The organism is Duganella sp. AC237, assembly GCF_979254035.1.
In genome coordinates, this window is the sequence record NZ_CEEDEW010000003.1 from 3,978,255 (window position 1) to 3,990,692 (window position 12,438).

The 12,438-nt window shown below is 65.7% G+C and carries 9 protein-coding genes; 5 read left to right on the forward strand and 4 right to left on the reverse strand.

The window, feature by feature from the left end; all coding sequences use genetic code 11:
• Positions 1-44: 44 nt before the first annotated feature.
• The 3 genes from AC0IYS_RS17555 to AC0IYS_RS17565 all read left to right on the forward strand — a co-directional run bounded on the left by AC0IYS_RS17555 (position 45) and on the right by AC0IYS_RS17565 (position 3,944).
• Positions 45-1,391 carry a chloride channel protein gene (locus tag AC0IYS_RS17555; protein WP_471706382.1) on the forward strand — a complete coding sequence of 449 codons (1,347 nt, stop codon included), beginning with the start codon at positions 45-47 and terminating at the stop codon, positions 1,389-1,391.
• Positions 1,392-1,594: 203 nt separating this feature from the next.
• Entirely contained in the window at positions 1,595-2,968 is a 1,374-nt protein-coding gene (locus AC0IYS_RS17560) for a glycoside hydrolase family 27 protein (RefSeq protein WP_471706383.1), read from the forward strand.
• Positions 2,969-3,002: 34 nt separating this feature from the next.
• Positions 3,003-3,944 (forward strand): alpha/beta hydrolase fold domain-containing protein, encoded by a 942-nt coding sequence (locus tag AC0IYS_RS17565; protein ID WP_471706384.1) that lies wholly within the window; start codon positions 3,003-3,005, stop codon positions 3,942-3,944.
• Here the strand turns inward: AC0IYS_RS17565 and AC0IYS_RS17570 are convergent.
• The 4 genes from AC0IYS_RS17570 to AC0IYS_RS17585 all read right to left on the reverse strand — a co-directional run bounded on the left by AC0IYS_RS17570 (position 3,909) and on the right by AC0IYS_RS17585 (position 9,052).
• The gene (locus AC0IYS_RS17570; protein WP_471706385.1) at positions 3,909-5,960 is read right to left on the reverse strand and encodes a PAS domain-containing sensor histidine kinase; all 2,052 of its coding nucleotides are present in this window, start codon (positions 5,958-5,960) and stop codon (positions 3,909-3,911) included. The two genes, AC0IYS_RS17565 and AC0IYS_RS17570, sit on opposite strands and share 36 nt — an antisense overlap.
• Positions 5,961-6,104: 144 nt before the next feature.
• Positions 6,105-7,157: a glycoside hydrolase family 43 protein gene (locus tag AC0IYS_RS17575; protein WP_471706386.1), complete on the reverse strand. Its 1,053-nt coding sequence runs from the start codon at positions 7,155-7,157 to the stop codon at positions 6,105-6,107.
• Positions 7,158-7,205: 48 nt separating this feature from the next.
• Complete coding sequence (locus AC0IYS_RS17580; protein WP_471706387.1) at positions 7,206-7,973, reverse strand: LytR/AlgR family response regulator transcription factor; 768 nt, start codon at positions 7,971-7,973, stop codon at positions 7,206-7,208.
• Positions 7,974-7,975: 2 nt separating this feature from the next.
• Entirely contained in the window at positions 7,976-9,052 is a 1,077-nt protein-coding gene (locus tag AC0IYS_RS17585) for a sensor histidine kinase (RefSeq protein ID WP_471706388.1), read from the reverse strand.
• A gap of 201 nt (positions 9,053-9,253) precedes the next feature.
• Between AC0IYS_RS17585 and AC0IYS_RS17590 the strand changes: the two genes are divergently transcribed.
• Positions 9,254-11,338 carry a TonB-dependent receptor plug domain-containing protein gene (locus tag AC0IYS_RS17590; protein WP_471706389.1) on the forward strand — a complete coding sequence of 695 codons (2,085 nt, stop codon included), beginning with the start codon at positions 9,254-9,256 and terminating at the stop codon, positions 11,336-11,338.
• 146 nt (positions 11,339-11,484) lie between these two features.
• Positions 11,485-12,435 carry a 5'/3'-nucleotidase SurE gene (locus tag AC0IYS_RS17595; protein WP_471706390.1) on the forward strand — a complete coding sequence of 317 codons (951 nt, stop codon included), beginning with the start codon at positions 11,485-11,487 and terminating at the stop codon, positions 12,433-12,435.
• Positions 12,436-12,438: the final 3 nt, after the last annotated feature.

A 12,438-nucleotide genomic window follows, 5' to 3' on the forward strand; every position in this document is an offset into this window, starting at 1 on the left:
CTTCCCCCGCATATATAATAGGTTTCCGTCTCCCGAGCCCATCCATGCATCCGCCCGACAAGTCTCCCCACGACATGCGCAGCGCCTTCCGGCGCGAGTTCGCTTCGCCACAAGTGTGGATGGTGCGCACCGTGGTGGTGGGCGCGGCCGCCGTCGCCGGTCTGGTGGTGGTGGGCTTCACCTGGCTGGCCGAGCGCGCGCTAGGCCTGTTCCTGCAACTGGCCAACGCCGCGTGGTGGCTGCCGCTGCTGTGGACACCGCTTTGCTGCGGCGTCATCGTCTGGCTCACCCGGCGCTATGCGCGCGGCGCGGGCGGCTCCGGCATTCCGCAAGTGATGGCCGCGCTCGACCCGGAAGTGTCCGGCGGCAGGCGGCCCCTGCTTGTCTCGCTGCGTCTGAGCGTCGCCAAGATCGGACTGACGTCGGCCGGCCTGCTGGGCGGCCTGTCGCTGGGACGCGAGGGACCGTCGGTGCAAATCGCGGCCGGCGTGATGCTCGCCGCGCGACGCTGGTTGCCGCGCGGCAGCGGGGTAAGCGCCCATTCCCTGCTGGTGGCCGGCGGCGCGGCCGGCATCGCGGCGGCGTTCAACACGCCGCTGGCCGGGGTCATGTTCGCCATCGAAGAACTGTCGCGCACGCCAGAACAACGCAATAGCGGTCTGATCGTCTCTGGCATCGTGCTGGCAGGCTTGATCGCCGTCTCGGTGTATGGGAACGGCACGCATTTCGGCGTTATCCACCCGGGGCCGATCGGCCTGCCCCTGCTGGGGCCGGGACTGCTGGTGACCCTGGTCGCCGGGCTGGCCGGCGGTCTGTTCGCCCGCCTGCTGCTCGCATCGCTGCGCGGCACCTCGCCCGACCGGCCCAGCCGCTGGCGGCAGCGCTTTCCGATCCGCTTCGCCATCGGCTGCGGACTGGCGGTGGCGCTGATCGGCGTCGTCACCGGCGGCGCCACGTATGGCAGCGGCAACGAAGCCACGCGCGCCTTACTCGACAATAACGGCCACGTCCCGACCGGGTTCGCGCTGTTCAAGTTCACCGCGACCTGGTTGACGGCCTGGTCGGGTGTACCGGCCGGCATCTTCGCGCCGTCGTTGTCGATCGGTGCGGCGCTCGGGCACGACGTCGCCGCGCTGACCGGTTATCCGAACGCCCCGGCCGTCATCGCGCTGGGCATGGTCGGCTTCCTGGCCGCCGCGACCCAGGCGCCACTGACCGCGTTCATCATCGTCATGGAAATGGTCGACGGCCACGGCATGGTGCTCAGCCTGATGGCGTGCGCAGTCATCGCCAGCACCGTCTCGCGCGTGCTGAGCCCGCCCCTTTACACGGCTCTGGCGACGATCCAGTTGCCACCCCGGCGTGTGTACGCCGCCCCGGACAAGGGCTGACGTATCGACTGATCGAGACGTTGAACGGCAAACGCCTTCTCCCTAGCAGGCAGGCGCAGCTTGTGCGCCATCGGCTTGCCGGCATGCAGGCTGACGCATTTTTGGTTGCCGTTTTGGCGAAATTCACAATTGATAAGAATCGCGAGTTGTGCAATGCTATTCCGCACCGAAATATCCCCCCGACTCGTCCCGCTCAGGATTCCATGATCAACTTACCGCGCCGCCACCTTCTGACCGCCTCCCTCGCCACCGCCACCGCCGCAGCGGCCACAGCCCTGCCCGGCGCGGCGCTTGCCGCCAGCGACCAACCCGCCGGCCGGAAGTCGCTGGTGCCGACGCCGCCGATGGGCTGGAATAGCTGGAATTCGTTCGCCACCACCATCACCGAGGCCCAGGCGCTGGACAACGCGCGCATCATGGCGCAGAAGTTGCTGCCGTCGGGCTACGACATATTCACGGTGGACATCCAGTGGTACGAGCCGAACGCCACCGGCTACGACTATCGCAAGGACGCCGAGCTGACGATGGATGCGCATGGGCGACTGCATCCTGCGCCGAACCGTTTTCCCTCGGCCGCCAATGAGAAGGGCTTCAAAGCGCTTGCCGATCAAATCCACCGCATGGGCATGAAATTCGGCATCCACGTCATGCGCGGCATTCCACGCCAGGCGGTAAGGATGAACACCCCGATCCTGGGCACGAATCTGCGCGCGCGCGACATCGCCGACACCAATTCCACCTGCGGATGGAACAGCGACATGTACGGCGTCGACATGACCAAGCCCGGCGCGCAGGAATACTACAACTCGATTTTCAAGCTGTACGCGTCGTGGGGCGTCGACTTCGTCAAGATGGACGACATGTCGCGTCCGTATGAAAAGAACTGGCGCGAGGTCGAGGCGGCGCACAAGGCCATCCAGGCGTCGGGCCGGGCGATAACGCTGAGCCTGTCGCCCGGCGAAACCGATCTCAAATGGGCCGGGCATGTGCCGCACTACGCGCAGCTGTGGCGCATCTCGGACGATTTCTGGGACGAGTGGAAATTACTCAAGGAGCAGTTCCAGCGCCTGGAAAACTGGAACCCGACGATGGCGGAAAACGCCTGGCCGGACGCCGACATGCTGCCGCTCGGGCGCCTGGCGATGGGCGAGCGCGACACCAAGTTCACCCCGGACGAGCAGCAGACGCTGATGACGTTATGGTCCATCGCCCGCTCGCCGCTGATCATGGGCGGCGACCTGCGGCGCCTGGACACGAACACGCTGGCCCTGCTGACCAATCCGGAAGTGATCGTGGTCAATCAAAAGAGCCACCACAACCGGCCGCACCGCGCCGATCCGGGCACGCGCATCTGGAGCGCGCGGGCCGACGGCGCCCAAGCGGCCCACTACCTGGCGTTGTTCAACACCGAGGACAAACCGGTGGACATCGAATTCGACCTGTCGCGCCTCAACCTGGGCGACAGGACGGTCAAGCTGCGCGACCTGTGGACGCGCCAGGATCTGCCACCCGCGCGCGGCGTCATCCGCCAGAAACTGGTTCCGCACGGCTCCGCCCTGCTGCGCGTGATAGTCTGAGCGTCTGCCAATTCAACCAGGATGAGACCGAACGATGAGACTTCCGCTAATACTGCTGTGCTCCACCCTGTGCCTGCTGCCGCCGGCGCCAACCCTGGCGCAAAGCGCCGCCGACGACGGCTTCGCTGCCGCCGTCCAGATCGGCAACGGCTATAACGTGAAGGCGAACGTGACCTACCTGACCGCCAGCGGACGCGACCTCAAGCTCGACGTTTATCAGCCTTCGCCGGCCACATCGGCCGTCCCGGTGGTGATCAACTTCCACGGCGGCGGCTGGGTGGCGGGCTCGCGTGAAGGGAGCTTGCTGAAGCTACTGCCTTATATGCAGATGGGCTTCGCGGTGGTCAATGTCGAATACCGGCTTGGCAAAACCGCGCTGGCGCCGGCCGCCGTGGAAGACACGCTGTGCGCGCTGCAATGGGTCGGCCGCAACGCCAAGGAGTACAACTTCGACCTGTCCAAGGTGGTGGCGACGGGCGGCTCGGCGGGCGGACACCTGGCGCTGGCGACCGCGATGATCCCGTCCGATTCGCCTCTCACCAACCAGTGCGCGTTGCACGGCTCGTGGAGCGGGCCGTATGTCAACCCGGCGCCGAAAGTGGCGGCGGTGATCAACTGGTTCGGCATCACCGACGTGGCTGACATGCTGGAAGGGCCGAACGTGCGCTCGTATGCGGTGGCGTGGTTCGGCGCCACGGAGGGCCGCAAGGAGCTGGCGCGCAGCCTCTCCCCGCTGAGCTATGTGCGCAAGGACGGTCCGGCGGTGCTGACCATCCACGGCGACGCCGATCCGCTGGTGCCCTATGCGCACGCGCTGCGCCTGCGGCAGGCGATGGACAAGGCCGGCCAGAAGAACCGCCTGCTGACGATCAAGGGCGGCGGCCACGGCGGCTTCACGCCCGCGCAGGACCAGCAAGCCTACTTGGCGATGCGTGATTTTCTACGCGAGCTGGGGATCGTCGCGCCCGCCAGATGATGCGCGCAATGTGACGGTAAACCGGCTGCCGGTCCCCGGGCCGTCGCTCGCCGCCGTCACCTGCCCGCCGTGCAGCACGACGATCTCGCGCGCCAGCGCCAGGCCGATGCCCAAACCGCTTTGCGCGCGGTCCGGCGAGCGCTCGGCCTGCGTGAACAGGTCGAACACCTGCGGCAGCAGGCGCGCGTCGATGCCGATGCCGTTGTCGCGCACACTGATCGACACCTCGGAATCCCGCGACGATACCGTCAGCGCGATCCGGCCGCCGGCCGGTGTATATTTCGCAGCGTTGTTCAACAGGTTGACCAGGACCTGCGTCAAGCGGACCTGATCGCCGATGATGGCCGCGCCGCCTGCATCGCCCTCGACGACCAGTACATGCTTTTTCGCGGCAACAAGCGGCTGCGACTGCTCGACGGCGCCGGCCACGATCGCCATCGGATCGAGCACCGCCTTATCGAGCTGGATCAGGCCGTGAGTGACGCGCGAGACGTCGAGCAGGTCGTCCACCAGCGACGTCATGTGACGCGCCTGGCGGCGGCTGATGTCGCTCGACCGGCGCACCTGCTGCTCGTCGCCCGCCTTGAACTGCAGCAGCTGGGCGGCCGACATGATAGGCGCGAGCGGATTGCGCAACTCGTGCGCCAGCATCGCCAGGAATTCATCCTTGCGGCGGTCCTGCTCGCGCAGCGAACCATAGAGGCGCGCGTTCTCGAAGCCGGTGGCGGCGATCGAGGCGAGCTGCACGAGAATGGCCTCGTCCTCCTGGGTGAAATCGCCCTCGAACTTGTCCGAAACCTGGATCAGCCCGATATTGTTGCCCTTGCGGTCGATCAGCGGCACGGCCAGCCAGCCGCGCATCGGCGGATGCGCATGGGCCTGGCTTCCAAAGCCCCTCCAGGCCGGGTGCGCCTCCAGTTCCTGCTGCGTCAGCCGCATGACCCGGTTGTCGCGGCACACCTGGGCGTAAATGCCGGAACCGTCGGTCTTGACCGCGTAGTCGCCGAAGTGGGCATACTTTTCGGACAAGGACACCGCGTTGATCGCCTGCGACCAGCTGCCGTTCTCGGTCAGGGAGACCACCGCCTGGTGCGCCTGCAGGATGCCGCGCGCCTCGGCCACCAGCGCCTTGGCGATTTCGTCGCTCGACAACACCGTGTGCAAGGTACGCGCCGCTTGCGCCACCTTCGCCAGCAGCGCGCTGGTGCGCTTTTCGTACTCCAGGCGCTGGGCCAGTTCGATTTCGGCCATGACCATGTCATGGATGTCCGTGTTGGCACCGATCCATTCGCGGATCGTGCCGTCGGCGGTGACGATCGGCACGCCCTTGACGGCGGTCCAACGGTAGGCGCCGTCCGGGCAACGGATGCGGTATTTGGTCTCGAACACGGACCGCGACGCCACGCAGGCCAGCCACAGCGTCTCGGTCGGCGCGCGGTCGTCCGGATGCAAGGCGTCGAGCCAGCCGAACTCCTTCCATTCGTCGTAAGTCTGGCCGGTGAACGCGCGCCAGGACGGCGAGTCTTCCAGCACGCGGCCGTCCGGCGTGTTGGACCAGACAATCTGCGACGTCGCCATCACCAGCGACCGGAAGCGCTCTTCACGGATGCGCAGCGCGGTTTCGTTGTGCACCCGTTCGGTGATGTCCTCATGTATCAGCATCACTTCCAGCACCTTGCCCGCGCCGTCCTTGATCGGATGCGCCCGCGCCGTCACCCAGCGCGCCGGTCCGCTACCGCCGAGCGCGGTGACGTCGTAGAGGGCCGATGGGATTTCGACCGATTCGCCGTCAAATGCTCGCTGGAGCAGCAGCGAGATGCCGGTCTTGACCAATTGCGGATCGCGCAGCACGTTGTACTCGGCGCTGAAGACGAACGCCTTCAGTGGCGAGCCCTCGTAAATCTGCCACAAGTTCTCCCACGCCTTGTTCACCCGAATCGTGCGGCCGTCCGGCGACAAGAGCTGGATGCTGACGGGCGCCTGTTCGAACAGCGCCTGGAACCTGACATCAGGCACGGGATGCGGTGGAGTGTGAGGCACGGCGTTGGTCGGAGCGGTAGGCATGGAATATGAGTCTGGTGCACAGGGGCCAGCATGATGTCATAGTTTGGACGAACCCGGATCAAATACGCGCATTTTGCCAGCTTCGGTGCGTCCCATTCAACGCGACGGAGGCCTTGGCGCCACGCCCTCGGTCGTCATGACGACCGGCCGGATCGTGCCGTCGTCGTTGAAGACCATCTGCTCGATCGCCAGTTCGCGATGATTGCCGTCGACCTCCGTCAATGGACGGCGGTGGTAGGCGATGTACCACTCGTCGGTTCCCGGAACATTGACCACCGAATGATGGCCCGCGCCACGGGCGACGCGCTCGTCCTGTCGCAGGATTTTACCGATACGCTTGAACGGTCCCAACGGCGAGTTGCTCATCGCATAGGCGACGCTGTACCCCGGCCCGGTCCACTCCCCCTCCGACCACATGAAGTAGTACACGCCCTTGCGCTTGGCCATGAACGAGCCTTCGACGTATTCCGGGTCCGGCGTGATTTCCTTGAACGTCGTGCCGTCGGCGAACGGGACCACGCTGAGCAGATCCGGCGCCAGCTTGACCACGTTGGCGTGCTTCCAGCCGCCGTAATACATATAGACCTGGCCGTCGTCGTCCTTGAACACCATCTGGTCGATGGGCTGGGCGCCGTTGTGGATTTTCCCGATCAGGGGCCGCCCCAGCGCGTCCTTGAACGGTCCCTCCGGCCGGTCGCCGACGGCCACGCCGATGCCGCCGAGCTGCGTGTCGGTTTTGATGTCATTGGCGCCGAAGAACAGATAGTACTTTCCCTTGTGCTCGATCGCCGACGGCGCCCACACCGCATAGGCGGCCCACGACACGTTCTCTACATCGAGCGCATGCGGATGCTTGGTCCAGTGCACCAGATCCGGCGACGAGAAGGCATTGAAGAAGGTGCTCTTGAGGAAGGGCTCCCAGATCAGCGCCGACTGCGCCCGCATGCGTTGCTGCGCGGGCGTGAAGGCCTTCGACCTGTCCGGCGCGCCCTGGTCGTCCGAGTAGGTCGGGTAAATCCAGTATTTCCCATTGAAAATACGAATCTCCGGATCGGCGTACCAGCCGGGAACGACTGGGTTGGCCGCGTGCGCGGATGCCGCCGCGCCCGCGAGCCAAAATACGGTCAGACGACGCAACAAACCATTCATTCGCAAATTCATGATCGACATTTAAAAAAATTGATTCGCGCAAGAATATCACGGCAGCTTGGCTATCCCGCCTTCCAGCGCGGACTTGACGGTCGCCCAATAGCGCTCACTGACCGGCAGCGACTGGCCACCGCGGAGCGCGACGACGTAGCCGCCCTCCGGCACCTGACGCAGTCCCAGCACCTTGTCACGCCTGACCAGTAAGCGGCGATGAACGCGCAGGAATTCTTCCGGGTCCAGGTATTGCAACAGTTCCGTCAGCGTCGTCCGATGCAACAGGGTGCGCTGCGCCAGATGCAGTTCGACGTAATTGCCAGCCGTCTCGATCCACAACACATCCTCCAACGCGACTTTATCCATCCGCCCCACCGACCTGACGATCAGTTCACGCCAGAACCCGGGAGCAGGGTCGGTGAATTGGCGCAAAGCCTTTGTGTAGAGGGCGCGCTGCTCCAGCAACACCTGGGCGCGGGCCATGGCCTGGTGCAGGCGCCGCTCGTCGACGGGCTTGACGATGTAGTCCAGCGCATGGGCGTCAAAGGCGTCGAGCGCGTGTCCCCGGTGCGCGGTGGCGAATACGATGAGCGGTGGTTGCTCCAGCTGGCTCAGGGAACGGGCCATCTCCAGCCCGGACTCCTGCGGCATCTGGACATCGAGCAGAATCAGGTCCACGTCATTCGATTGCAGGAAGCTGCGCGCGGCGGCCGCGCCGGGACATTCGGCTGCCACCGTCCAATCGCCGAGCGGCGCCAGCGCCAGCCTCAAATTGGTGCGCGCGTGCGCCTCGTCGTCGACGATCAGTACTGTAAAAGCCATCGTCAATCCGCCACTTGCCATGGCAGCCGCAGTCCGGCCACGAAGCGGCCATCGACCCGCGCGATCTCCAGCGACGCCTGGCCGCCGTAGGCAAGCGCCAGGCGGGCCCGGATTCCCCGCAGGCCGATCCCCAGCCCCGCCGCCGGCGCCGCCTGCGGGAAGATCGGGTTGCTCACCCGGACCAGCAGGAACATGCCCTGCCGCGCAAACGTCACACTGATATCGCTGCTGTCTGCGTGACATTCCAGATCATGCCGCAGCGCGTTTTCGACCAATGGCTGCAGCAGCATCGGCGGACACTCCACCTCCTCGTCCAGCAAGTCGGCGCCTTCGATGATGACGCGCAAACGCGGCCCGAAACGCAGGTGTTGCAGGTCCAGATAATCCCGCACGAATTGCAGCTCTTGTGCCACGCTGACCCAGTCGCGCTCACTGCTTGACAAGGCATATTGCAGCAAGTCGCCGAAGCGCGACAGCCCTTCCAGCGCCACGGGCTTGTCATCGGTGCGCACCATGGCGCCGATCGCGCTGAGCGTGTTGAAGACGAAGTGCGGCTCCAGCTGTCCGCGCAACGCCGCCAGGCGTTGCCGCTCAAGCGCCAATCGCATGTCGGCCAGTTCGCGTGTCTGCTGCTGCCGCTGCTGCCACAGCAAGCCCGCCACCACCACGCCAAACGCCAGGGTCAGCAACACGAACACCACGAACCATTCGAATTTCCCCATCGAGAGCCAGTAGCGCCAGGCGTTTGAAAGATTCGGGACCAAGTCAACCTTGAAGCAGCGCCGATAGGCAAGGCCGAGCATCGCGACCGGCCAACACAGCGACAGGTACAACAGGTAACCGCGCACGATGCGCCGGCGCGTGGCCAGCCAGTCGGGATGGCGCTGATAAACCAGGTAGAGCACATAGCTTTGCACCATCATCACCGCGTAGCCGCACCACCAGCCCAATGTCATCATCCAATAGCTGCGGGCGTCGAGATGATGCGCCGCATCGCCGTAGGTGCTGATTCCCGCTACCGCGCATAGCAGCGTCCAGAGGCCGAAGTTAATCAAAAAGGCACGCAAATTAGCGGACATGGGCAGCGAATATTGTTGATCTGGTTGGCAAAGTATAGCAGCCGCCCCCACCCGCTCCTGGCCCGCTCGTCCCGCAGATACAGGCACTCGTCACACCCAGCTGTGGCTGCGGCTGGCCTTGGGCTACGCTGGCCGCTTTCCAACTTTCGGTCTACCTTCATCATGCGCCTTTCCATATTGCGACCAATCCCGCTGCTTGCCTTGAGTCTCGCCGCCGCGGCCAGCGACGACACAGCCCCGTTGCAGCAAGTCGAGGTGCGCGGGCCGGGGAGCAGTCAACTGCGGCGTGACGACGCCGTCGGCCGCATCGTGATCGGCCGCGACGACCTGCAGCGCTATAGCGAGACGACATTGGCGGACGCGCTGAAGCGGCAGCCCGGCCTGAGCGTCGTCGGCGGCGAGATACGCATGCGCGGCCTCGGCGCCGGCTACACCCAAATCCTCATCGACGGCCAGCCCGCGCCCGCCAACTTTGACATCACCACCTTGTCGCCGGAGCTGATCGAGCGCGTCGAAATCCAGCGCAGCGCGCAAGTCGATGCCAGCGCGCAATCGGTCGCCGGCTCGCTCAACATCGTATTGCGCAAGGCGGCGGGTGCCGCGCGGAGCACGGCAAAAATCAGCGCCGAGCGGCAGGCCGGCGAAACCAGCCCGACCGCGACCGCCCAATGGATCGCACGCAGCGGCGCGGTCGGCTACGGCCTGACCACAACCGCCAGCGAGACGCGGCGGCGCGACCGCATCGCCACCGGCGAACAAACCAGCGATGCCGGCGTCACCGCCGTGCGCCGCCTGGAGGATGAGGGTTACACCCGCACCCGTCGCCTCAGCGCCGCCCCACGCGCCGACGTCAAGCTCGACGGCGGCAACACGTTGACATGGCAAGGACTGGTCGATCTGTCCCATATCGATGCGCGCGGCGCGCAGTCGGAGGACACGCTGCAGGGATCCCCCACCGCGTCGCCCGACTCCAACTGGCGATCGCTGTCTAAAAACTGGCTGGTGAAGTCGGACCTGGCTTGGATGCAGCGCTTCGATGCCGGCAGTCTCACGCTCAAGGCGGGCGTGGAGGCCAGCAATCGGGACGGCGACTACCTTTTCCACGGCATCGACGCGGGCGGCACGCCCTGGCTGAATCGCGCCGTCCTGTCGCGCGCCTACCAGCGCCGCGCCAACACCAGCGGAAAATACCTGACACCCCTGGCCGCCGGCCATGACGTCGCGATCGGCTGGGACGCGTCCCAGGTGCGACGCGAAGAAAGCCGCCACCAGCGCGACACCAACCCGCGGCAGCCGGACGCCGCGCCCTCGTACACCCTGGATCAAGACTACAACGCCAGCGTCGAGCAAGTGGCGCTGTTCGCCCAGGACGAGTGGAGCGTCACGCCGCGCCTGCAAGCGTATCTTGGCTTGCGTTGGGAAGGACTGGAAACGCGCACCTGGGGGACGGGCAAGGCCGCGACAGCCTCGCGCGTCTGGAGTCCGGTGGCCCAAGTGGTCTGGAAGCTTCCCGACAGCGCGCGCGACCAGCTGCGCCTCGCGCTCGCGCGCACCTACAAGGCGCCGCAGCCACGCGATCTGGTGCCGCGCCGCTATACGATCAACAACGACAACGGACCGACGCAGCCGGACTACCAGGGCAATCCGTCGCTGCGCCCGGAGCTGGCCTGGGGCCTGGACGCCGCGCTGGAATCGTATTTTGCACGTGACGCGATGGTCAGTGTCTCGGCGTATGTGCGGCGCATACGGGACGTGGTCCAGCTCAGGCTTTGGCAGGAAAACGGCGTTTGGGTCAGCAGCCCGGCCAATGGCGGCGTCGCCGATGCGCGCGGCGTGGAGATTGACGCACGCGTCCCACTCAAGCTGGCGTCGGCCGGCGGCACCGCGGTCGAGTTGCGGACCAATCTCAGCCGCAACTGGTCGCGCGTCGGAGGTGTGGCCAGCCCCGACAATCGGCTTGGCAACCAGGCGCCGCTGACCGCCAACCTGGGCATGGACTGGCGCATGCCGCAGGGGCGCGGCGCCGGCGCGAACCTCCGCTTTGTCGGCGGCTGGCGGGCGCGAACGGCCCAATCCCTGGTCCAGGAAACCGGCGTCGTCCGCGAGCTGGAAGCCTACGCGACCTGGCCGGCCGCCGGTGGCCGCTTGCGGCTGACAGTGGCCAACCTGCTGCAATCGGCGCGCAACTCCGGCCAACGTTATAACGACGGCCTGTACGCAAGCACCCGCCTGTCCTTAGACGAGCAACGGCCCGTTTTTCGATTCCAGTATGAGGTGCAGAAATGATTCAGGAGTCAGCGTGTCTCGCACATCTGTATTTTTATTTCGCATAGCTGGCATTTATTCAGCGATGACATCCGCACGATCGTCATAATGATGTCACAAACTTTGAATATGATTCGTGCTTCCATCCCCAGCACAAGAGGTAGAACATGAATCACCGTGTGATGGCCGCCGTCGGTCTGGCCGTCTGTGCCAGCCCGGCGTTGGCACTGAACATCCTGGTTGCCAACGACGACGGCCTGACCAGCAACGTCAAGGCCCTGTACGACGAGCTCAAGGCCGCCGGCCATTCCGTCATCGTCTCGGTGCCCTGCACGGGCCAGAGCGGGCGCAGCGCCGCCATCGTCATGTACAGCACCACGACCATTGTGGCCGACAACGACAAGACCCAGATCGAAGCCGAGGGCGGCTGCCACAACGGCGCGGCGCCGGTCGGCGCACCGGCGGTGGGCGCGTTCAGCAAGAGCGGCTACACGGGAGGCGATTACAACTATGTGCACGGCACGCCGGTCATGGCCACGATGTACGGCCTCGATGTGCTGGCCACGGCGCGCTGGGGCAAGGCGCCGGACCTGGTCTTGTCCGGGCCCAATGAGGGACAAAACGTCGGCAAGCTGGCGATCAACTCCGGCACCATCGGCAACGTGCAGTTCGCCGCAGGGCGCGGCATTCCCGCCATCGCCCTGAGCGCCAGCGCCGACAGCGCCGACAACAGCGGCCTGGCCAATCCAAAGTCGCGCGTGGTGGCGCAACTGACCGTCAAACTGATCGCAGCGCTGCAATCGAAGGCGGGCACGTCCCCGCTGCTGCCGGGCGGCCTGGCGTTGAACGTGAATTTCCCGGACACTCCGGCCGCCAACACCGGCTGGGCTTTCTCGCGCCAGGGCACCTACGACAGCTATCGCCTGAAGTTCAGCAGCGCCGCGCCATGGGGGCTGAGCGGCACGGCGCCGGGATCGCCGACTGCCGAACAGGCCGAGGATGAAGCGTTGCTGTACCGGACCAAGGTGGCCGTGACCGCGTTCCAGGTCGGCTATGAACAGCGCCCCGCCGGCCAGCAATGGCTGCGCCTGCGCCTGCGCGACCTGTTTGCCCAATGAGCC